Here is a 22,704-nt window from a genome sequence, read left to right as displayed (position 1 = left end):
CCCGCAGTGCTCGCGCATCCCTGCCCCTGCCCCACACGGCATCCGGGGTCACGGTGAGGCAGAATCGGGGCCGATGAGCACCTACCGCGACCTCACGGCCCCCATCGGCTCCCGCCGAGCCCCCGTCCTGCGAACGGTCGGTACCAGGGAACGCCGGTCACATCTGACTGCCCCCCGGGTCCCCACCGTTGGCATCGACATCGGCGGCACCAAGGTCATGGCGGGCGTCGTGGACGCCGACGGCAACATCCTGGAGAAGCTCCGCACGGAGACTCCGGACAAGTCCAAGAGCCCCAAGGTCGTCGAGGACACCATCGTCGAACTGGTCCTGGACCTGTCCGACCGGCACGACGTGCACGCGGTCGGCATCGGCGCGGCCGGCTGGGTCGACGCCGACCGCAACCGCGTGCTGTTCGCTCCCCACCTGTCCTGGCGCAACGAACCCCTCAGGGACCGCCTCGCCAGCCGCCTGTCCGTGCCGGTCCTCGTGGACAACGACGCCAACACCGCCGCCTGGGCGGAGTGGCGCTTCGGCGCCGGCCGTGGCGAGGACCATCTCGTCATGATCACCCTCGGTACCGGTATCGGCGGCGCCATCCTGGAGGACGGCCAGGTCAAGCGCGGCAAGTTCGGCGTCGCCGGCGAGTTCGGTCATATGCAGGTCGTGCCCGGCGGCCACCGCTGCCCGTGCGGCAACCGCGGCTGCTGGGAGCAGTACAGCTCCGGCAACGCACTGGTCCGCGAGGCCAGGGAGCTGGCCGCCGCCGACTCCCCGGTGGCCTACGGGATCATCGAGCGCGTCAAGGGCAACATCGGCGACATCACCGGCCCGCTGATCACCGAGCTGGCCCGTGAGGGCGACGCCATGTGCGTGGAGCTGCTCCAGGACATCGGCCAGTGGCTCGGCGTCGGCATCGCCAACCTCGCCGCGGCCCTCGACCCGTCCTGCTTCGTGATCGGCGGCGGCGTCAGCGCCGCCGACGACCTGCTCATCGGCCCCGCCCGCGACGCCTTCAAGCGCCACCTCACCGGCCGCGGCTACCGCCCCGAGGCCCGCATCACCCGCGCCCAGCTCGGCCCCGAGGCCGGCATGGTGGGCGCCGCCGACCTGGCCCGGCTGGTCGCCCGCCGCTTTCGCCGCGCCAAGCGGCGCCGGGTGGAGCGGTACGAGCGCTACGAACGGTACGCCCAGGCCCGCCGCGACCAGGACACCGCATGACCGCGTCGCTGCCCCGCCAGGCCGCCCCGCCGGACGAGCCGCGCCGGCCCACCGAGGACCCGCGCCACAAGGCCAGGCGCCGGGCGCTCACCCTGCTGATCATCGTCCTGCTCATCGGCGTACCGGCCGGCTACCTGGTGATCTCCGCGAACCAGAGCCGCGACAGCGGCAAGGACAAGGAGGAGAAGTACTCCGCGACCGGCCTCACCCCCGGCTGGCCGTCGAAGGTGCAGCGCCGCCTCTACCAGGTGACCGTCCCGCACCCCGCCGACCACATCGCCTACTACGAGACGAACAACTGGAAGACCAGCCGCCTCTACGTGCAGTTCCGCACCAACGCGGCAGGCCTCGACAGCTTCCTGGGAGCCATGGGCGTGCGCCGGGACCAGCTGAAGAAGGACGACCTCACCATCAGCGCCCGCGACCAGAAGGTCTCCGGCTGGCACTTCACCGGCCCCGGGCCCTGGTCGGGCCTCACCCACGAGCAGAAGAACCCGGCGCCCACCCAGGACGTGGTCGTGAACACCTCCGACCCGGACTTTCCGATGGTGTACGTCGTCTCCCGCACCGTCCCGTGATCGGTGCCCTGATCACAGGCCCGGCCGGTGCCCGGAGCCGGTTGTCAGACCCCGCCCGTAGAGTCGAAGACGTCTGATCCGACGCACGGGTGGGAGGTGGCAGGACGTATGAGCGGCGGCACGGCTGCGCCGGCCGAGCGCACGCGAGGTTCCGAGCGGAGCGGGAACCCGGTTCCGGTGCGTCTCGCGTCCGTCTACCTGCCCGCGCCCCTCCCACGTGAGGGCCGCATCGCCTTCTGGGACCCCGACGGCGGCCCCGCGCCCGCCGACGGCGGCACCGCAGGCGACCTCGCCGAGCTGACGGTCGTACGGCGCCACGGTGCCGGTGTACGCCGTCGGCAGGTGCCCGCGCTCACCCTGCCGCTCGCCGGGGCCCTGCCGCTGCTGGTCCGGGCCCGGCGCGACCCGGCCGCCCACCCGGCCACGGCCTGCTGGGGTGCCGCCGCCCTGCACGCCCTCCGCCTGGCCGCCCGCGGACGCCTGCTGCCGGGCCTGACTCCGAGCGGCCACGACGCCTGGCGGGCCGGCCCCCTGGAGCCCGACGACATCGCCCATCTGCGCGCGATCGCCGCCGCCCTGCCCCCAGAGGGCCACGCCGTGCCCCTCCCGGGCCCCGGCCCGCTCCGGCTGCCCGAGCCGGAGGCCCTGATCCGTTCCTTCCTGGACGCGGTCGCCGACACCCTGCCCCGCACCCCCGCGGCCCCGTACACCTCCGGCCGGCCCTTCGCCGCCCGCGAGCCCCAGGCCCTGCCGCAGGCCCACGAGTGGGCGGCCGAGGTCGCAGCCGGAATGGACGCGGGCGTGCGGCTCTCGCTCCGCCTGGACCTGGCCGCGTACGACGTCTTCGATGCCGGCGCGAGCGAAGGCGCGCGTGCCGCGGGGGCGGCGATCGTGCAGGTGCACAGCCTCGCCGACCCCACGCTGGTGGCCGACGCGGCGGCCCTGTGGGCGGGGGAGGCCGACACGGGGTTCGGACCCCGCGCCCGCGTGGACGCGGCCCTCGCCGTCCGGCGCGCGGCCCGCGTGTGGCCGCCCCTGGACCGGCTCGCCGAACAGGACGTACCCGACGTCCTCGCCCTGTCCGAGGAGGAGCTGGGCGAACTCCTCGGCGTGGCGGCCGGCCGGCTCGCCGCCGCCGGGGTGGCCGTGCACTGGCCCCGGGACCTCGCTCGCGACCTGACGGCCGCCGCGGTGGTCCGCCCGGCGCCCGGCTCGGCGACCGACGGCACCGGCTTCTTCGAGAGCGAGGACCTGCTCCGGTTCCGCTGGCAGCTGGCGCTCGGCGGCGAACCGCTCAGCGAGGCCGAGATGGACGCGCTCGCCGAGGCCCACCGGCCCGTCGTACGGCTCCGGGACCGCTGGGTCCTCGTCGATCCCGCCCTCGTCCGCAAGGCCCGCAAGCGCGAACTCGGCCTGCTCGACCCGGTCGACGCCCTGTCCGTGGCGCTCACCGGCACCGCCGAGGTCGACGGCGAGACCGTCGACGCCGTACCCGTCGGCGCCCTGGCCGCCCTCCGCGACCGCCTCACGGCAGGCCTCCGCCCCGCCGACCCGCCCGCCGGCCTGGACGCCACCCTCCGCGACTACCAGTTGCGCGGTCTCGCCTGGCTCGACCTGATGACCTCCCTCGGCCTCGGCGGCTGCCTCGCCGACGACATGGGCCTCGGCAAGACCGTCACGCTCATCGCCCTGCATCTGAAGCGGGCCCGCACCGAGCCGACGCTCGTCGTCTGCCCGGCCTCCCTCCTCGGCAACTGGCAGCGGGAGATCAACCGGTTCGCGCCCGGGGTGCCCGTCCGCCGCTTCCACGGGCCCGACCGTACCCTGGACGGCCTGGGCGGCGGCTTCGTCCTGACCACGTACGGCACGATGCGCACCACCGCCGCACAGCTGGCCGAACAGCCCTGGGGCATGGTCGTCGCGGACGAGGCCCAGCACGTGAAGAACCCGTACTCGGCCACCGCCAAGGCGCTGCGCACCATCCCGGCCCCCGCGCGCGTGGCGCTCACCGGCACCCCGGTGGAGAACAACCTCTCCGAACTGTGGGCGCTGCTCGACTGGACCACCCCCGGGCTGCTCGGCCCCCTGAAGTCCTTTCGCGCCCGGCACGCGCGCGCGGTGGAGAACGGCGAGGACGGGGCGGCGGTCGAGCGCCTGGCCCGCCTCGTCCGGCCCTTCCTGCTGCGCCGCAAGAAGTCCGACCCCGGGATCGTCCCCGAGCTGCCGCCCAAGACCGAGACGGACCACCCGGTGCCCCTCACCCGGGAACAGGCCGCGCTGTACGAGGCGGTGGTGCGCGAGTCGATGCTGGCCATCGAGACCGCCGAGGGCATCGCGCGCCGGGGCCTGGTCCTGAAGCTCCTCGGCGCCCTGAAGCAGATCTGCGACCACCCCGCGCTGTACCTGAAGGAAGAGGCACCCACCGAACGCCTGGCGCACCGCTCGGGCAAGCTCGCCCTCCTCGACGAGCTGCTGGACACCCTGCTCGCCGAGGACGGCTCGGCGCTCGTCTTCACCCAGTACGTCGGCATGGCCCGCCTCATCACCGCCCACCTCTCCGCCCGCGCGGTCCCCGTGGAACTTCTGCACGGCGGCACACCGGTCCCCGAGCGCGAACGCATGGTCGACCGCTTCCAGGACGGCGAGACCCCGGTCCTGGTGCTCTCGCTGAAAGCCGCCGGCACCGGCCTCAACCTCACCCGCGCCGGTCACGTCGTCCACTTCGACCGCTGGTGGAACCCGGCCGTCGAGGAACAGGCCACCGACCGCGCCTACCGCATCGGCCAGACCCAGCCCGTCCAGGTCCACCGCCTGGTCACCGAGGGCACCGTCGAGGACCGCATCGCCGAGATGCTGAGCGCCAAGCGGGCGCTGGCCGAGGCCATTCTCGGCTCCGGCGAGGCGGCGCTCACCGAACTGACCGACCGTGAGCTGTCCGACCTGGTATCACTGCGGAGGACGACGTGACGAGCGGCGAACAGCGTCCCGGGGACGCCGCCCGCCGGGCCCTGCGCGCGGTACGGGAACGAGCCGAGGCGGAGCGGGAGGGCACGGCTCCCACAGCGGAGGGTGCTGCTGGGGACGCGGTCTCCGACGAGGCCCAGGCTCCGCAGGGCATCGCCGAGGAGGAGACGGAACGCCCTGCCGGCACCGGGCCGAGGCCCGGTGCCGCGGCGCGAGCGGCACTCAGGGCCGCCGCTTCCACCCGGCGGGGCGACGGCGAAGCGCCGACGGCCGGCGCCGGTATGCCGACGGCCGGCGCCACCGCTCCCGCACCGGCCGTCCGCACCGAGGAGACCTCGCGTCCCGTGCCGGCCGGACCCACGGAGGCCGCGGGCGCTCGCCGTCCCGGCGACGTCGCCCGGGAGGCGTTGCGGGCGGCCCGGCGGGAGGCGCGGCGTGCCGAGGCGACGGAGCACCGGTACGACAAGCGCGTGCCCGGGCGGCCCGGTTCTCCCGCGCCCCGCACCTCGTCCGCATCCGCGGAGGAGACCCGGGCCGCCCGGGTCAAGGCCGCCGAGGACATGCGGCACTACTTGGCGAACGCCTTCCGCTTGCCGACTTGGTCCGAGACGCCCGAGGAGACGGAGGAGCCCGGTCGCGACACCCCCACACCCACCGAGCCGACCCCCTCGACTTCCGGGCCTGCGACCCCGGCGCCGGCTCCCGTACCTGCGGCTCCGGCGCCCGCGCCGTCGGACTCAGCGTCCCCGTCTCCGCCTGCGGCTCCCGTACCTGCGGCTCCGGTGTCCCCGTCCTCGGAGCCGGCGTCTTCGGCCCCGGCTCCCGAGCCCGTGGCTCCGGTGTCCGCGTCTTCGGACCCCGCCGCCGCGGCTTCGGTCCCGGCGTCCGGACCCGCGTCCGCGGTGTTCGCGTCAGTGCCCGCCGTCCCCGCGGCGCCGCAGGTGCCGCCCACCATGGCCACCCCCCACCGCGACACCGAACTCCGGCGCACCTTCCGGGCGTTCGCGCCCCGCCAGGCCGCCGCCGAGGAGTTTTCGTTCGCCGGGACCTGGTGGGGCAACGCCTGGGTCGAGGCACTGGAACAGGGCGCGCTGGACCCCAAGCGGCTGGCGCGCGGGCGCGGTTACGCGGACCAGGGACACGTGGACGCGATCACCGTGACACCGGGACTCGTGCTGGCGTACGTGCGCGGGAGCCGGCCGCGCCCGTACCGCGTGCAGGTACGGGTCCGGACGCTGCTGGACGACGACTGGGAGCGGTTCCTGGACGCGGCCGCCGACCGGCCGGAGTACATCGCCGCGCTGCTCGACAGGGAGCTGCCCCAGGCGCTCGCCGACTGCGGTGTCCCGCTGCTGCCCGGCCCCGGTGACCTCGCCCCACACTGCAGCTGCCCCGACTCCGGGCACCCCTGCAAGCACGCGGCCGCGCTCTGCTACCAGACGGCCCGTCTGCTCGACGCCGACCCGTTCGTCCTGCTCCTGCTGCGCGGGCGGGGCGAGAGGGAGCTGCTCGACGCGCTCTCCCGCCGCAGCGCCGCCCGTGCGGCCCGCGCCGCGCAGGAGCGGCAGCCGCAGTCCCTGCCCGGCGTACGCGCCACCGACGCCCTGGCCCAGCGTCGCCTCCCGCCGCTGCCCCCTCCGTTGCCGATGCCACCGCATCCCGGGCAGCCCCCGGTGTATCCGCCGGTGCCCGGCGGGCCGGACGCCTTCGCGCTGGACCAGTTGGCGACCGACGCCGCCGCCCGCGCCCACGCGCTGCTCGGCACCGGCCGCGACCCGGTCGGCGAGCTGACCCTGTGGCAGGACGCGGTGCGTCTCGCCGCGGCCCGCCCCGGTTCCGGGCTGACGGCGGCCACCCGCACGCTGTACGCCACGCTGGCCGACGCCGCCGGCCGCACCCCGGCCGACCTCGCGCGGGCCGTCGCGGCCTGGCGGCAGGGCGGCCCCGAGGGGCTGGCCGTCCTGGAGGAGCCCTGGGACCCGCCGGCCGGCCGCTTCGACCGGGCCCGTCCGCTGCTGCTCGCCGCCGACCTGCCGGCGTTCCGCCCCTGGCGCAACCGCCTCACCCACCCGCGCGGCCACGTCCAGCTCCGCCTCGGCCGCGACGGCCTGTGGTACGCCTACGAGTCCGAGCCCGGCCAGGACGACTGGTGGCCCCGTGGCACCCCGGACCTGGACCCGGTGGGCGCCCTGACAGGCCTCGGCACCCCGGACGACACCGTGTGAACAAGACCCGCCGTGCACCAGGCCGTTGCACCGACGCCCGTCTCCGTGCCCCCCGCCCAAGGCTCCACGGCGCTGGAAACGGTACTCCACCGTCCTTTCGAAGCGGGCGTGTTGACGAGCATGAGGAGCATCGCTTCGGCCGGCCGGTCCGGCAGTTCTCCCGTCATGAGCGCACCGGACCCTCTTCGCCCCCGGTTGCAGGGCATTCGGGGCAGAGTAGCCTGGAATTGATCGATCCCGCCTGATTCTGGAGCTACGTGATGTTTCTCCGATTGCTGCGGCGTCGTATGCCGCATCGGCTCGTCCTTCTCGGTAACGGCCGTCGCATCCGAGGCTTCAGCGGCGGACTCTACGACGGTCACGGATACCAGTCCTGACACCGTTCACGACCGGTGGAACCGGTGGAATCCTGGAGGATGTGCGGTGGCAGAGGACGCCGATGCCCTGGCAGCCATGTCAAGGATCCTGTCACCGCACTGCCGTGTCACCCGGATGTCCGACGGAGCGTTGATCGCGGACTGGAAGCGGACGCGTTTTCTCGGAATGACGACGTCGGACGTCGAGAAGTTCGCCGACGGAAGCCCTGAGGAACGCGCCGAACTCGTCACCGATCTCCTGCGCGCCGGGTGCGCGAGGGATCGCCGGAAGACGCGTTCGGACGGCGGTGTCGGGCTCTGGTTGCGTGGAGTGCACCTGCTGATCCGGACCATGGGTTTCGGGCGTGTCCTTCGGCTCCTGTCCTTGGCGGCCCCGGGTTACGCCCGTGCGGACCTCCCCTCCGCGGAGGAGGTCGGGCGGCTGAAACGCGCGGTCCAGTCGCACAGCCGCCGAAGCTGGTTCGTCAGCGGCGACTGCAAGTCCGAGGCCGTGACGGCCTTCGTGCTGCTGCGGCGGTGCGGCCTGAGAGCCGTACTCCACGTCGGTGTGCGCGAGCATCCGTTCGCCCTGCACGCCTGGACGGCCTCGGCCGGCCTGTGCATCCCGGACGCCGATCCGCGGGGGCACGCCTTCACCCCGGTGCTCTCGATCGACGGCGGAGGGCAGTGACGTGGAGGCGCTCCGCCTCGAATGGGCCGGCGGCGTACCGAGGCTCTGGACCGCCGAGGCCATGACGCGTCAGGGACTCGTGACGACGGTCTCCTCGCGGGCCGGCACGGCGGCCGTCGCCGGCTGGGTCGGCTCGGCCCGTGACCGACTGGCGGGCGCGCACGGCCTCCTCGACGACTTCGGCCGGCAGGGAACCGCCCCGCCGGTGCCGGCCGGCGACTACGCGGCCGTTCTGGTGTGCCGCGACCGCATCCTTCTGACCCGGGACGAGCAGGCACGCGTCCCCCTGTTCTTCAGGGAGTCCGGTGGCCGCGTGAGCGCAGTGAGCACCTCCGTCCGCTGCCTGGGGGGCGTCACGGAGCCGGAACCGCGCTACTTCTGCCGGTACCTCACCGGGAACATGGCGCAACCGCACTCGCACCTCACCCCGTTCACCGGCGTACACCGCGTCCTCGGCGGCGAGGTGGTGGAGCTTTCCCTCACCGGGCGGATGCGCAGCCGTACGCTGCGACGCGTCCGTCAGGCCCCCGACCCGCCCGGGCCGACGGCACACGGCTCCCACCTCGGTGAGGCCGCACAGGAGCTGCGCCTCGCACTGGAGCACGCTGTCGGACGCCGTATGGGCACGACGACGGCATGCCATGTCTCCGGCGGCACCGACTCCACCAGCGTCGCGCTCCTCGCCGCACGTCTGCTGGCCGCGGGACGGGTCGGCCCCGGGGATCTCGTCCTGCTCGCCGGGCGTTTCTCCCGCGGAGAGCTGGCCGGGGAGCAGCCGTACCTCGATGTCGCGATGGAGGAGATCCGCCGGCACGCACCCAAGGCCCGCCCGGTGATCGTCGATGCCGACGACGTGGCCGACTTCGACGACTTCCAGCACCACGCGGGTGACGCGGACGAGCCGCATGCGCACGCTTTCCGCGCCCCGTTCTGGAGCAGGCTGCACGCCGCGGCCGCGGAACTGGGCTGTGACACCCTCCTGACCGGCTGCGGTGCCGATCCGATCGCGGACGCCAACCCGTTCCACCTGCACAGGCTCGCCCGCACGGGCCGGCTCCGGCAGATGACCCGGCAGGCACGTGCCTGGGCCGCGGGAAGCGAGCGGGGCTTGCGGGACGTCGTCCGCGCCTACGTGGTCCAGCCGGCTCTTCCGCTCGCAGCCGAACGGATCACCGCGCTCGTCCGCGGCGGAACGGTGCTCGGCGGTCTCGGTACCTTCAACCGCCCCCCATGGCTGCGATCCGGATTCGCGCGCGCTCACGGCTACCGGGAGGCCGGCATCGCGGAGAGCCGCTTCGTGTTCGGGCGCGAGCCGGAACGGTCGCTCTACGACGCCGCCAACTACGTCGCCGCTCCCGACCTGCTCTCTTGGCACCGCGCGCCGCAGGACGGGTTCTTCCTCTCCCACCCCTTCCTCGACCCGGAGGTCATCGCCACGATGAGCCGCCTCCCCGCCGCAGCCGCGTTCCAGCCGGGCCGTCCGAAGGCCGTTCTCCGCGCGGCCATGGCGGACCTGCTGCCGGCGCCGATACGGGGCAGGGCGGTCAAGGTCCCCTTCGACGACCTCTACGCCCGCGGCCTGCGCAGACACGGCGACGAACTCATCGCCCTGTGCCGCTCCGCCCGGCATCCGCTGATCGCGGAGATGTTCGACGTCGAGACTCTGTGCCGGGCAGTGCGCGAGGCACAGCTCGGCACAGGGGACGCGCACTCCTGGGATCGTGTGAACAGCTCGCTCGCCCTGGTGGCCTGGCTGGAGCGACTGGACCAGCGCCCCGGCACGCCCGGCGCGGCGGTGCCCGTCAGCGCTGGCCCTTGATGTCCCACAGGTTCCGCTCGACCGGGCCCGTGATGAGGTCGACGAGGCCGTACCGGCTCACCAGCTCGCGTGTTTCCGCCGCAGGGGCGATGCGGTCTTCCTCGCCCTTTCGCGCAATGGATGTCTGCACGATGGAGCCGTGCGCGCCGAACCGCCAGTAGATGGTGACGTTCCGCGGGTCCCTCGTGTGCTCGTCGATCGCGTTGTTCTCGTGGACCCTGGCACGGTAGATCAGGGTGTCGAGGCCCGTCTGTTCTTGCTTCTTCACCCATCCGGGGACCTTGCCCCCACCCCAGGAGTACGTCATGAACTGGATCGGTGGCTCCAGCACGAGCCGGTCCTTGCGCGCCAGGCTCGCGGTGGCGTAGAACGACACCTGGTCGTAGGGCGTGTCGGTGGGCAGTTGCACGACCACTCGCGTGGCGAAGGTGTCGCTCGACTCGATCCACTGTCCATAGGGCATCCACGGTTGTGCCTCCACCAACTCGCCGGGCTGGTGAATCTCCCTCCGGGAGAGCGGGTTCACCTCCGAGGACTTGGTCCACTGCAGGGCATCGGCCCGCCACTGCTGGCGGAGCCGGTCCTTCTGGCTCAGCGGCACCCGTTGCCCCATGGCGTGGAACTCGGTGCCGAGCACGTAGAAACCGACGTCGGCCTGGTTCTGGAGGGTGATGTCGATCGGTACGGCGAATGCCTTGCGATCCTTGCTCAGCACCGCCTTTCCCAGGGACAAGGTGATGAGGGGCCGGGTTTCACGCCGATACGGCTGATAGAGGTTCTGGTAGCCGAAATTGCCGATCGCGATGACCGAGGAGACGATCACTGCGGCGGCCACCCGCTTGGGAGCGGGGATCGTGACCGACGTCCGCCACACCACGAAGGCAGCCCATGCCGAACCAGCCGCGAGCGCGCCGAAGAGCACCGGGTAGACCGTGGATTCGCCGTCCTTCACTGTCTCGGCCAGGAGCATGGCGTTGGTCAGCAGCGCCGCGAACGCGCCGATCAGCGCGACCAGGCCGGAGTAGGGGAAGGAGTGCCGCACCCAGTGGTCCAGGACCGCGGCGGCGCCCACCAGCGTCGTGAACGAGACCGCGAGAAGAACGGCACCGGTGATGCGCCCGGGGAAGGTCAGAGCCTGGACGAAGTCCTCGCGGCCGAACCGGGCCAGCAGCAACGTCGTCATGAGGAGGACCAGCAGGATCACCGCCAGCTCCACCCGCGACCGCCACGTTCTCAGCGAGGGCCGTCGCGCTTTCGGGCGCGAGCCGACGCGGGGCCTGGGGGGAGTCCGCACGCGATCGCCTCCTGAGGCCGCCGGTCGTGCCCTGCACGAGTACAGCGCGGACACAGGAGATCTGCCGCCGCGCCGAGGGTTCGAGCACCATCGTCCGTGGCGATCCAGCGGCTCGCCATCGGGACGCCCCCGGACGTGGACACACGGCCGTGGGGTCGTCGGCCGGCTCCTAGTAGGGAGCCGGTGGACGGTGGGGATCCGCCTGCTGCACCCGCGCGGCGAAATCGGAGCCGGAATGGTTCACGTGATGGCGGTCGCGGACGTAGGCGGCCTTGGTCTGCTCGCCGAAGTGGCCCGTGGGGCCGCCGGGGATGTCGTGGCCCTGTGCGATGAGGGCCTTCTGCACGGTGCGGACGTCCTCGTTGGTCTCCCCGAAGCGGACGCCGGACAGTGCGACCATGACGGCTCGCTTCCTTTCGTGTCGTCAGCCCCAGGGGGCCACGGTGAGCCGGATCCGTGCGCCCTCCCCGAGGATCGGGGCGGCGGCGGGCAGCCGGCCATGCCTCACCCAGACGCCGGGCGCGCGTCGCCTGCGGCAGCTGCGGCTGCACGCCCTCGACGCGCTGGCCGAATCAGTGGCTGTTCACCGCGTGGAAGCTTCCACAGAGTGGTGCGCAGGCTGCCCCTGGCGTGCTCTTCGGTGACCTCGGGCCACAACGTCCCGGCGAGGACCGTACGGCATACACGCCTGCGCAGCGCGACGAATGCCAGCAGGCGCTGCCCGTTGCGGCACAACTCGACGGGCTGGGCATCGCTTTCCAGCCGGAAGTGGCCGAGCAACCGCAACTCGGGAGGGGAAACCACCTTGATCGCCTCGCTCACCGTGGGCGGGTCGAGCACGCCCAGTGAAGGCCGTTCACCTGCCGCGAGCACCGCAACCGAGGCGTTTGCCGGGCCGGAAGCGGTCTGTCGCCGCGTTTGCGGACCCGGGGACCGGCGACCAGACTCGAAACTGTCCCCTGCGGCAGACGCGGGATGGTCACCGTTCCGCAGGTCTTCCAGGTTGCTGGGAGGACGGAACCATGGGAGTTCTCCGAGCGTGTTGCGCCGAGCCGCTCGGCGTCGCCGGACGGCGTTCCCGGAGGTCACACCTCGGCGAAGTGACGTCACGCCTCGTTGAAGACAAGGTCCTCGGGCGGCCGCGTCATCTGTACGGTCTGGCCGTTGGTGATCTCCACGATGCTGTGCAGGCCCGCGCAGCGCTTGCCGGTGGACATGATGGTGAAGTGGTCCTGCACTCCCGCCAGAAAGGCGGGGAAACACGCCAACGAGGGGTTGTCGAGCCTGAGGTAGTCGACGAGGCGCCGGAACAGCTTGGGAAGGATCACGGCGTCGTCGGTGAGCGAGGACAGTGCCGTGATCTTCGCTCCGGTCGTCGTCGCGTCGCTGGGCCACAGACCCTGGCCCGATGCCCGGGCCTGCTGGGTGGCGGCGGTCAACTCCGTGCGCAGGCTCGGGAACAGACCGCGGTAGAACGTCGGGTAGACCAGACCTGCGGTGAGCAGGTGATGGTTCGCCGTCTCCCTCAGCATGTCGACATCGACGTCGACGTCCACGCCGCTGACGCGCTGGAAGGCGCCGCGTCCCACCAGGGCGACACATCGGCCGTGGACATCGGCACCGCTGGTCAGGGCGAAGCCGGGAACGGTTTCGGGGGTCGCGGCGGTCACGGTCTCGTCCGGCCCCCGCTGGACGTCCGTGAATCCGAGCCAGGCAAGCAGTTCGTCGCGTGCGGCATGGGCGAACCGCAGAGGCTGGTGGACACGGTTCGGGCCGTAGTGCGTCTCCAGCGCGTCGATGGCGTCGAGGCGCAGCGTGGCGCGTCCGAGGACGTTGTGCTTGACCGCACGGCCCCCACTCCCGAGCAGGTCCCATTCGCCGGGGTCGTCGGGCGTGAAATGGATGGTGTCTCCGTCCGGCTGCGTTCCCTTCACCTGGAATGATCCCTTGATGAGTAGCATCGTCATGGCAGCTCCCGAAGAACGTGGGCGGATTGCTGGGAGAGGCGAGATGCCGGATGTCTCCACGCTATTCCCGTGCCGCCCGCCCCGCAATGGAAGCTGGCGTTTCGTCAATATGGTTGACCGATTCACGAGTTGACGGCAGGGACCCGAGGTGCCGTGCCGGGTTCCAGTGGTGCGAATCCACCGCCCGGATGAGAATGGTGGAGAGGTGAGCGGCGCCGTCGCGCGTCCGTCAACGATTCTCGCGACCTCGAACGAGGCGTTTTCTCATGGTTTTCCACACCGCCCGTCCTGCCGCCTTGAGACTCTGGGCAGAGCTGCACAACCATCCCGGCGAGGGCCACCACGGTGGGCACGGCGACGATGGAGGAGGCGACTTCCACGGAGGCTTCGGTGGGCGTCGGCGCCACGGCCCGCACGGTCCCGGCCCGGAGAGGCCGCCGGACCCCGGTCCGCAGGACGTCGAGGACGTTCCCGAGGGGCCGTTCCGGGTGGTGCGGTCGGCGGACATGCTCGTCGTCGACATCAGCCTGGTCAATCTGCGCTTCGACGGCCACCGCCTGGTGCCGCGGGATCCGGGCGCAGCGGCGTTCGTCCTGGCCGGACTGCCGCCGCAACATGTCCTGGAGCAGGCCTTCCCCGCGGGGACCACGCCCCCACCCGGTCCCGTCAACGCCTTCACCTCCGGTCCGACGACGCTTGTCTTCTCGGTGCCGGCCGACCTGGACGGCCTCGACCTGTCCCTGGAGGCGTTGCTCGACTGGGGGCGCCTCGTGCCGTTGACGGTTCCGGTCGGTGCGCAGAGCCCGGACACCGCGGGGTCGACGGTCTTCCAGGGAGTTCCCAGAAGCGTCCTCGAATTCCCCACCCGGCTGCTGATCACCTACGACGAGCCCGTGGACTGGTGGACCCGGCCGGAACCCCACCAGGTCGACGGACGTGCCGCGTTGTGGCACGCGCGGCTGCGCGGCACACAGGACGGAGACGTACTGCTGAGGGCCTTTTCGGCGGTGCGGGACCGGCGCGAGCTCCTCGTGCCCACCCCGCTCACCGCCGAGAACCTCGAGGACCTCGTCACGCTCACCAGCCGGGCCGAACTCGTCCCTCCGGGCGGCCCTCCCCTCGACGTCCCGAGCGCGCCGTTGCGCTCCGAGCAGTTCATCGTCACACCGCTCGGCGCGTCGGCCCACCTGCACGGCGCCTGGGAGGCAGCGGACAAAGACGACGAGACCCGGTACCCACTGGTCGGACGGCCCTTCCCGAATCTGGAGGCGTACGACCACATCACGGGTCTGGGACGCGACCAGTACGTGCGCGTGGTCACCCGCGGCTGCTTGTGCACCGGTCACCAGGCGTCACACGTGGCGGAGTTCCGGCGGGTGTTCATGGCGGGCCCGGATCATGAAATCGTCGCCTATCTGCGGCAGGAGGACCGCATCATCGTCAAGCAGCCGGAAGTCCAGTACGGACAGGACACCCGTTACACGTACGCGGGGCGGGAGATGCCTTTCCGCAGCCTGCGCATCACCGACCGCGTCACCCCGCTGATCCGGCCGCCGGGGGACACGGAGCGGCCGGCTGATCCGAGGAAGCCGTTCAGGGACCACCGTGCCTTCTGGGTGAAGCTCCAGAGTTCCGGCGCCGACCACCGGTTCACCCTGATCGGTACGGACCGCGAGGGCAGGAAGGTCAGCTTCAGCATGCCTCTGGTGTTCGTGCCGGACGGACTCTCCGACGCGGAGGCGAAGTTGGAGGCGCTGTACCTGGAAGTCCCCGACCGCATGAAATGCTCGCTGGACGGCCAGGTGATGGCCATGGCGCAACCACCGGCCGACGCTCCCGGCAGCACCAGTCACGCGGTCGGCTCCCTGACCTTCGGCCTCGGAATCATCGGGCGCACCCGGGAAGCGGACGGCACTCGGGAAAAGGACCGCTACGTGGTCGGCCTGCCCCACGTGCGGCAGGCGAAGGTACGCGTCCCCGCCGTTGAGCAGTTCACCCCGAACGCCGGTGATCTCGGCGTCGTGTTCAACGACACCTACCTCCAGCAGACCATGGAGAAGCACCCGGCCGGTGCCTATCTCCAGCTCCAGAGCCCGCTCGAGCTCACCCTCGGGAGGCAGCAGGCCGGGGGAGTCGCCAGCCCCCGGACGGCGCTGAAGCTGATCACGGCTCAGGCGGGCGTCGTCCCGGACCTCTACAAGACGAACCACGCCGGGGCGGTCGTCGGCGCCTCCGACCTCGCCGACATCAAGGCGGCGTTCAATGGAGCCAAGCTGCTCGGCAAGATCCCGCTGGACCAGTTCCTGACCGACATCCCGGCGGACCACCTCGACGCCATCCGGAATCTGGGCGACGAACAGATCGAAGCCATCCTGCATGCCCCCGACGGCCTGTTGCCCGCTCCGGTGCTGCGCATCCGTGACCTGGTGGACGGGCAGGGCAAGGAACTGCGCTATGTCTGGAAGACCAAGCTGGGCAAGCCGGAGGCGGGGAAGGCGGCGACGCTGCCCGTGGTTCTGGAGAACGCCACGCTGATCCTGGACGCCCGGACCGTCCGCTCGCAGGACGCCGTCGACAAAGCCACCGTGGAGGGCAGACTGAGCAACTTCGCGCTGGCCTTCGCCGGGATCGCCCGCGTGGACATCGCCGAGTTGACCTTCAAGACCGGCCCGGGGAAGAAGCCCGACGTCACGGCCAGCGGTCTGGAGCTGAAGTTCCAGGAGGATCTGGAATTCATCAACACCCTGCGCGACGCCCTGCCCGCTGACGTCTTCGGGACCGGCGCGTACGTGGACGTCGATTCCAGCGGTGTGCGTGCGGGCTACAAGTTCGCCCTCCCCTCCATCGTCATCGGTGTCTTCACCCTGTCGAACGTCTCGCTGGCGGCAGAGCTGGTGATCCCCTTCAGCGACGCGCCCGTCTCGTTCCGCTTCTCCGTCGCCGAACGGGAGCACCCCTTCAACGCCACCGTGTCCCTGTTCGGCGGCGGCGGCTATTTCTCCATGCAGGTCGACACGGAAGGTGTACGGCAGGTCGAGGGTGCCATAGAGTTCGGCGGCGCCGCGGCGCTGGACATCGGGGTCGCCAGCGGCGGGGTCTCGATCATGGCGGGGATCCGGTTCACGCTTGCGACAGTGAAAGAGGGAGGGAAAGAGACAGACAACGTCTCCCTCTCCGGCTATCTGCGCTGCCACGGTTTTCTGTGCGTGCTGGGCATCGTCACGGTGTCCGTCGACTTCTACCTGGAACTCACCTACGAGAAGCACGGCCGCCAGTCGGTGGTGCGCGGCAAAGGCACGCTCACGGTCAGTGTGCGGATCGCCTTCTTCAGCAAGTCCGTGACGCTCGAACTCGAACGGAGCTTCTCCGGCGCCCCGGGCGACCCGTCCTTCGCCGAGTGCGTCCCGCTGGAGCCGCACTGGCGCGAGTACTGCGCGGCGTTCGCCCCCAACCCCCACGGGTGATGTCCATGCCCTTCGAACAGCACATCAACTGGACGGTTCTCCCGGCCGGACTGTCGGACGACGGCACCCAGGCGCGGGTGTCGGTCTTCGTGGCCCCCCGACTGCACACGGACGACGGGGGAGACGGAACGCTGACCAGCTTTCCCGACTTCCTCAAATGGCCGGACAAGGTCAAGGCGGCCACTTTCGAGTTCGCGACCGTGGACGGCTCCGCGGCGCCGACCGCACCCGTACCCTTCACCGGTCCGCTCAAGCCGCAAGGCCCGGCGCCCGACACGGACCTGTGGACGAGTCTCTTCCACCACGACACCCCGCTGAAGCCCTACTCCTTCGACATGGGCGCACGGGACATGCGCACCTACTCGTCCGGACAGGTCAGCGACTACACCAAGGGGGTCTACGCCAAGGCGGCCAAGGACTCGCCCGAGACACCGCCTCTGACAAGGGACCTACTACGCCCTGGTCACGTCGTCTCTCCGGATCACCGAAGAGAGGACCGGGTACACCTCACGTCTGACTCCGCGGACGTTTTCGTCCCGCCGGAGCTGAAGGAGATGGACGCGTTCCACAGGCCGCCCGGACGGAGCACGTCCGCGACCGTCGTGGCGTTGGCCGGGAACGAGGCGCCGGCCGCCGAAGAGTCACCGGCCGGCCAGGAGCCGCTTCCGCCGGCGTCCTTGCCGCCTCCCGACTTCCACACGATGCTCACCTCACTCGGTGACCATCCCCGGCTGCTCGAGGGCCTCGGACTGGTTCTTCACTTCTCCCTGCCGATCGACCGGCTCCCCGCGTCCTCCGGCGAGCTGCTGCTGGCCGTCACTCCCCACTGGACCTCCGCACTGGGCGACAACTCGTTCAACGTCTCCTGCCGCACCCGCTATTTCTTCGGCGTGGATCCCCTCCCTTCCGATCCATCCGCGCCCGACCGCCGTATCTTCGTTCCCGCGGCGCAGCCGCCGACCGACGGCGACCCGCTGGCGTCACCGTCCCGGGGCCTCGTCGAGCTGGCGGCGAACTTCTCCGTCGAGCAGGCGGACATCGACGGTGCCGCACTCAAGATGATGTCGGTCCCCGTCGACGCCGTAGGGCTGTCCCCGCTGCGGACCCATGGGATCTCGCTGGTCAGGAAGCGGCGCAGGGACAAGTTGACCACCGAGTTCGACCGGGCGGCCGGGCACGACAGGGCCTTCGCCGAGGCGGTCGCGCAGCAGCGGGCGCAGGCGCAGGACCAACCGGCCGCTCCCGAACCGGCCGCTCCCGTGCTTGCCGCCGAGGACCTGGTCCGGGGCCACCGGATGGACATCTGGGACGAGCATCGCAAGGACTGGTTCTCACTGCACGCGCGCGAGGTGCAGTACCGGCGGCCTCATGACGGGCCGCTCCTGCTGACGGCCTCCGACGAGGGCTTCTTCCAGGCCCACTTGGCCTCACCACCGAACGACACCACGCTCTCCGTACCGGAGGCGCTGGCCGCCTGGCGCGGGTACTCCCTGTCCGCGCCTGTTCCGGGTCTGGTACTGGACACCGACGAGGGATCACTCGAAAGGCACAAGGCCCCCAACGCTCCGGTTCCCCTCAAGAACGAGGCCATGCCGGGAGGACTGCCACTGGAGATCACGATCGGGGTGCGGGGTGGTTCGCTGCCCACGTTGCGGTACGGCCATGCGTACCGGGTGCGGCTGCGCACCGTCGACCTGGCGGGCAACGGCCTCGACCTCGAAAAGGCCAAGACTCTGATGCACCTGCCCGGCGTGGCGCTCCCCGATCACGGGCTGCTGGTCTTCCAGCGGTTCGAGGCCGTCCCGGCGCCGGCGGTGGTGCCCAGATCACCGCTCGCGGAAGGCGCCTCGACCTTCCGGATGGTGATCCGGAGCAGCCCGGGGGCCGGGCCGCCACCAGCCGGTCCTTCGGCCCCCACGGGGGACACGACGACCGTCTCCCTGGCGCGTGTCCAGCCCCACCTGACCAACGACGACATCCGCGTCGTCCAAGAAGCCCTCATGGCCGAGGGCCACCACCTCCTGGGTGGCGCGGACGGGGACTTCGGTGAGCAGACGAGGGCCGCCTATGCCGAAGAACAACGGCACCAGGGCTTCTCCGGGAGAGACGCCGACGGCAGGCCCGGCTGCCAGTCGCTGACCGAACTGGGCCGGAAGCAGGGTTTCACGGTCGACTGCGGCCCCGGCGGGGAGACAGCGCCGCCGGCCGGCAGCACGGCGCAGCAGTACGCCGCGGAGTTCAACCGGTCGGCGCTGGTCACCGACGAAGGACACGTCCCCTACCAGGGTGCCGACGAGCGCCACGTGGTGGCACCGAAAGCACCGCTGCAGTGGGTGGAGTGGCACGGACTGCTGGACGAAGCCATCGGTTCCACCGACCACGCCGTACAGAACACGGTCTACGAGCTGGCCGTACGCGAGAGCGGTTCCCTGGACGACCCCGGCCCGGACGTACGACTGGAGCCCGTCGAATCCCCGGCGGCCGACCCCGACCACCCTGCGGTCCTCGCGCTGCACACGGGCGAACAGGTCGAGATGCGCGGTCTCCCCGATCCCCTGTCCCAGGGAGCCGCCCTGCTGGACCTGCCGGGAATGCCCGCCGGTCAGCCCTTCCTCATCCCCTGGGACGGCGATGTCTGGCACCGCCCCAAGTCCTTCAGGCTGCGGCTGGCCGAAGGAACGGCGCCGCCCCGGTTCGACGAGGCGTCCCGGGTGCTGACCGTGTCGCTGCCCAAGGGCGCCGTGGCCACCGTCCGCGTGTGCTCGAGCATCGACTTCGACGCGCACCTCATGGGCATGGCCTCGTGGTGCCGGAGGATCCCCGAGCCGGCGCCGGGAGTCGCGCCGGAGTCGGAGGCGGACGCAGAGGCGATGAGGGCGGCAGAGCTGCACAAAGCCGACCAGGTGCTGGAACTGGCCGCGGCCAGTCGCCATTGGATGTTCACGCCCTGGCACGAGCTGATACTCGTACACGCGGTGCAACGGCCCCTGAAGACGCCCGTTCTGAACCTGTCCTCCGCCACGGCCCCCCGTGCCGCCGGTGCGACGGCCGAGCACCTCGCCGGCACCATCGCGCTGGACGAGGACAGCACGGGCCGGATCGATCTGGTCGCGGAGTGGACCGAGGTGACGGACGCGGGCCCCACCGGCCGCGAGACCCGGACGATGAACGCACCCGTGTTCGGACTGCTGACCGCGAGGGCCGAAGAGACAGGCGTCCCCGGCACGGAACCCGCCCTCCTCCAGAACGGTGTCCTGACCTTCAGCACCAAGGTCGCCGAGGAGAAGGCCACGACCGAATCCCCGCCCCTCCTCGAGAAACACGAGTTCGGCGACACCAAACACCGCGTGGTGCGCTATCGCCCTCTGGCGGGCAGCAGGTTCGGCGACTACTTCCCTCCGCGGTTCGCCGATCCCGGACAGAGCGCGCTGACCGTGCAGGGCACCGCGCGGGAACACTCGGTGCTCAGCAGCGCACGGCCCACGGCACCGAGGGTCCTGTACTGCGTACCCACCCTCGCCCTGGAACGGACCGACGAGCCGTCCGGCACCATCGTCCAGCGCCGGCTCGGCGGAGGCATACGGGTGTACCTGGACCGCGACGGCTCCTGGTTCTCCTCAGGAGACGGTGAACTGCTCGGCGTCGTCCTCGGTGAGCCGCCCGGCGGCGACCCGGATTCCGTACGCGATGCCTGGGTCACCCTGATGGGCCGCGACCCGCTTCACCGTTCCGCGCCCGTCGTGGCTCCGACCCCCGACATGTTCACCAACGCGGTGCGGCAGTCCGGGAAACTCACTCTGACCCCGCCCTCCGATCCGCCCTCCGATCCGCTCACCGTGACGGTCGTGGGCTTCGAGACGCAGGTCGACGCGGACGAGAAGGACGGCCGCAGGTTCTGCGACCTGCAACTGGACACCGGGGACACCTGTCTGCCCTTCGTCCGGCTCGCCCTGGTCCGGTACCAGCCCGATTCGATCCCTGGAGCCGAGATCTCGTCGGTAGTCCCGACCGACCTGGTCCGCACCCTGCCCGACCGGGAACTGACGGTCAGGCCCGGCCGGCCGCTCTCGGTCAGCCTCACCGGCCCCTCCTGGGACCCCACCGGCTCCTCGCCGCCACAGATCACCGCCACGCTGCAGCGCCGGCACGACGTGGTCACCGACGAAGACCTCGGCTGGGTGACCCTCGACGACACCCGCACCCGGCTCACCTCGGTCGACGCGGAGTCGTCCCACAGGCCGTTCTACACGGGACAGGTCCCGGTACCGCCCGTGCGGCGCGGGGTACCACTGCGCCTGCTGGTCATGGAGACCCAGGGCATCCCGGCTGACGGTGCCACCCAGTCCGTGCCCCCGGGGCCGGTGGTCTACTGCGACACCGTGGATCTTCCGCCGGGACACGGCGGCCATGACCACGACGATGACGACGACGGGCACGACGGGCACGACGGGCACGACGGGCACGACGGGCACGACGGGCACGACGGGCACGACGGGCACGGGCCTCACGGGGGTGGGTTCCACCACCACTGACCGTGATCCAGCCGTTCCCGCCCGACGCGTGGAGCCGAGAAGAGACACGCGGCAACCCGCGCTCGGTGCCGGTACCGCGCGGATGCCGGAGGGCCGGAGCGTCGGTGGGGACGTGTACGTTTCCGGTGACGGGGCCCGTCGGGGCGCTACATGAGCCCTGACCCGTGGACGGAAGAGAGGCGTTCCGGGCCAAGGAATCCCCGGGCGACGGCGTTGAACGCGTGCGGTGCCTCATGGACAAGACGGGCTCATCCACATCGGCGTCGGAGAACCCGGGTCGGCGTAGTGGATGACGCCGACAGGCGCGCGCGGAGCCGTGGCGGATGTCGGCCGCCCGCATCGCCGCGCGCACCTGCCGGCCCGCAGCCGCAGGGACCGGCCTCAGTCGCTGGACCAGGGCTGCACGGTGGTCACCGCCTGGCGCGGCCGCTCGCCGTCACGCGGCCGGCACCGTGCGCGGCGACTCTGGAGTCCGCCGGGGGGAGTTGGCCGCCGCTCACGTCACGCCAGACGGTCTCGGCGAACCTGGCCGCCTGCGGGTGCGAACCGTGCGAGGGATAGGCCAGGTGCAGGCGGACGGTGGGGGCGTCCCGCAGCGGGACGAACCGTACGGCGGGATGGTGGTAGCGGCGCGTGGAGTCCTCCGGGGCGGTTCCCACGCCCAGACCCGCCGCCACCTTCTCGAGCCACTCGTCGTAGTTGAAGCATTCCGCGCCCACGGCCGGGCGCCGATCAGTGGGCCACATGTGAGGGAACGTCACTCCGCTGACCCGGTTGACGATCAGCGGCCAATCGGCCAGCTCCTCCCAGGCGAGTTCGTCCCGCTCGGCCAGCGACCAGTGCGCGGGAACCGCCGCGACCCGCCTCTCCTCATAGAGGAAGACACCGCGCAGATGCTTGGGCAGGGACTCGCCCCGCAGAAGGGCGAGGTCCGCCGCTCCGGTGTCCAGTCCGGCGAGCGGCGTGTCGCAGCGGACGTACTCCACCCGGATGCCGGCCTCCTCGGCGAAGGACGCGGCCATCAGGGACAAGCCGTCGGGCAGTCCCCAGCTGAAGCCCAGCCGCAGCTGCTCGCCCACCCGTATGCCGTCCAGGGTCGCCTGCAACGTCCTGAGCACCGGGACCAGTTCGTCGTGGAGCCGCTGGCCCTTGGGGGTGAGCTGGGTTCTTCGCGTCGTACGGTCGAACAGCCGGACACCCAGGGCGTCCTCCAGGGACCGGATGCAACGGGTCAGGGTCGGCTGGGCCACATGGAGTCTGCGGCCCGCCGCGCTGAATCCGCCGTCCTCGGCAACGGCGAGGAAGTACCGCAGGTGGCGAAGATCTACATCCATGCTTCCAGAGCATAGGTGATACGGCATAGCTATTTCTCCTCCGTGCGTGCCACATCTAGTGTTTTCAGCGGCGCAACGGCCGACCGGACGATACGGCGGCGGAGATCCCGTCCGCAGCCCCATCAATCGTCCGTCCGGACATAGGCGTCGGTATTCCAAGTGCTGGGACGGGGGTCGCAGATTTTGTCTATTCCTTACCTCTTGAGACCGCTGCGCGCGTTGTCGACGGCCGGCAGTGCAGCCGCCGCCGGCCCGAGCGAG

The 22,704-nt window shown here is 71.4% G+C and carries 12 protein-coding genes and 1 pseudogene; 8 read left to right on the top strand and 5 right to left on the bottom strand.

Features of this window, described 5'->3' with window-relative positions; all coding sequences use genetic code 11:
- Window positions 1–73: 73 nt before the first annotated feature.
- The 6 genes from ABZ079_RS34520 (at window position 74) to ABZ079_RS34495 (ending at window position 9,852) form a co-directional block, all read left to right on the top strand.
- Window positions 74–1,219 carry an ROK family glucokinase gene (locus tag ABZ079_RS34520; RefSeq protein WP_356943402.1) on the top strand — a complete coding sequence of 382 codons (1,146 nt, stop codon included), beginning with the start codon at window positions 74–76 and terminating at the stop codon, window positions 1,217–1,219.
- The gene (locus ABZ079_RS34515) at window positions 1,216–1,797 is read left to right on the top strand and encodes a sugar kinase (RefSeq protein ID WP_356943401.1); all 582 of its coding nucleotides are present in this window, start codon (window positions 1,216–1,218) and stop codon (window positions 1,795–1,797) included. Before ABZ079_RS34520 ends, ABZ079_RS34515 begins: the two co-directional genes overlap by 4 nt.
- Before the next feature lie 108 nt (window positions 1,798–1,905).
- On the top strand, window positions 1,906–4,764 hold the full coding sequence (locus ABZ079_RS34510; RefSeq protein WP_356943400.1) for a DEAD/DEAH box helicase: 2,859 nt from the start codon (window positions 1,906–1,908) through the stop codon (window positions 4,762–4,764).
- The gene (locus ABZ079_RS34505) at window positions 4,761–6,986 is read left to right on the top strand and encodes an SWIM zinc finger family protein (protein ID WP_356943399.1); all 2,226 of its coding nucleotides are present in this window, start codon (window positions 4,761–4,763) and stop codon (window positions 6,984–6,986) included. The genes ABZ079_RS34510 and ABZ079_RS34505 overlap by 4 nt, the downstream gene beginning before the upstream one ends.
- A 453-nt stretch (window positions 6,987–7,439) precedes the next feature.
- On the top strand, window positions 7,440–8,033 hold the full coding sequence (locus ABZ079_RS34500) for a lasso peptide biosynthesis B2 protein (protein ID WP_356943398.1): 594 nt from the start codon (window positions 7,440–7,442) through the stop codon (window positions 8,031–8,033).
- Between the two features lies 1 nt (window position 8,034).
- Complete coding sequence (locus ABZ079_RS34495; RefSeq protein ID WP_356943397.1) at window positions 8,035–9,852, top strand: asparagine synthase-related protein; 1,818 nt, start codon at window positions 8,035–8,037, stop codon at window positions 9,850–9,852.
- On the opposite strand, the gene ABZ079_RS34490 is transcribed toward ABZ079_RS34495, so the two are convergent.
- The 4 genes and pseudogenes from ABZ079_RS34490 to ABZ079_RS34475 form a co-directional block, all read right to left on the bottom strand.
- Complete coding sequence (locus ABZ079_RS34490) at window positions 9,836–11,056, bottom strand: hypothetical protein (RefSeq protein WP_356943396.1); 1,221 nt, start codon at window positions 11,054–11,056, stop codon at window positions 9,836–9,838. The two genes, ABZ079_RS34495 and ABZ079_RS34490, sit on opposite strands and share 17 nt — an antisense overlap.
- 259 nt (window positions 11,057–11,315) lie before the next feature.
- Complete coding sequence (locus ABZ079_RS34485) at window positions 11,316–11,546, bottom strand: peptidoglycan-binding protein (protein ID WP_356943395.1); 231 nt, start codon at window positions 11,544–11,546, stop codon at window positions 11,316–11,318.
- Window positions 11,547–11,713: 167 nt separating this feature from the next.
- A pseudogene (locus tag ABZ079_RS34480) lies at window positions 11,714–11,968 on the bottom strand (SARP family transcriptional regulator); the annotation flags it as partial.
- A 284-nt stretch (window positions 11,969–12,252) separates the two neighbouring features.
- A complete protein-coding gene (locus ABZ079_RS34475; protein WP_356943394.1) occupies window positions 12,253–13,113 on the bottom strand; it encodes a nuclease in 861 nt (286 codons plus the stop codon).
- A gap of 296 nt (window positions 13,114–13,409) precedes the next feature.
- On the opposite strand from ABZ079_RS34475, the gene ABZ079_RS34470 reads away from it, so the two are divergent.
- Window positions 13,410–16,577 (top strand): hypothetical protein, encoded by a 3,168-nt coding sequence (locus ABZ079_RS34470; protein WP_356943393.1) that lies wholly within the window; start codon window positions 13,410–13,412, stop codon window positions 16,575–16,577.
- Window positions 16,578–16,582: 5 nt separating this feature from the next.
- Window positions 16,583–21,109, top strand: coding sequence for a peptidoglycan-binding domain-containing protein (locus ABZ079_RS34465; RefSeq protein WP_356943392.1), 4,527 nt, complete (start codon window positions 16,583–16,585; stop codon window positions 21,107–21,109).
- A 410-nt stretch (window positions 21,110–21,519) separates the two neighbouring features.
- Here ABZ079_RS34465 and ABZ079_RS34460 read toward each other — a convergent pair whose 3' ends face one another.
- Window positions 21,520–22,443: a LysR family transcriptional regulator gene (locus ABZ079_RS34460; protein WP_356943391.1), complete on the bottom strand. Its 924-nt coding sequence runs from the start codon at window positions 22,441–22,443 to the stop codon at window positions 21,520–21,522.
- Window positions 22,444–22,704 lie beyond the last annotated feature (261 nt).

It is taken from the genome of Streptomyces sp. NPDC006314 (assembly GCF_040613075.1).
In the GTDB taxonomy this organism is placed as follows: Bacteria; Actinomycetota; Actinomycetes; order Streptomycetales; family Streptomycetaceae; genus Streptomyces.
The sequence above is the reverse complement of the archived record's forward strand: the minus strand, read 5'-3'. Positions and strand labels throughout refer to the sequence as shown.

Excerpts from the sequence above, each read along its gene's own strand:
- ABZ079_RS34520 (WP_356943402.1), top strand. The coding sequence starts at position 74 with ATGAGCACCTACCGCGACCTCACGGCCCCCATCGGCTCCCGCCGAGCC.
- ABZ079_RS34515 (WP_356943401.1), top strand. The coding sequence starts at position 1,216 with ATGACCGCGTCGCTGCCCCGCCAGGCCGCCCCGCCGGACGAGCCGCGC.
- ABZ079_RS34510 (WP_356943400.1), top strand. The coding sequence starts at position 1,906 with ATGAGCGGCGGCACGGCTGCGCCGGCCGAGCGCACGCGAGGTTCCGAG.
- ABZ079_RS34500 (WP_356943398.1), top strand. The coding sequence starts at position 7,440 with ATGTCAAGGATCCTGTCACCGCACTGCCGTGTCACCCGGATGTCCGAC.
- ABZ079_RS34485 (WP_356943395.1), bottom strand. The coding sequence starts at position 11,546 with ATGGTCGCACTGTCCGGCGTCCGCTTCGGGGAGACCAACGAGGACGTC.
- ABZ079_RS34475 (WP_356943394.1), bottom strand. The coding sequence starts at position 13,113 with ATGACGATGCTACTCATCAAGGGATCATTCCAGGTGAAGGGAACGCAG.
- ABZ079_RS34465 (WP_356943392.1), top strand. The coding sequence starts at position 16,583 with ATGCCCTTCGAACAGCACATCAACTGGACGGTTCTCCCGGCCGGACTG.
- ABZ079_RS34460 (WP_356943391.1), bottom strand. The coding sequence starts at position 22,443 with ATGGATGTAGATCTTCGCCACCTGCGGTACTTCCTCGCCGTTGCCGAG.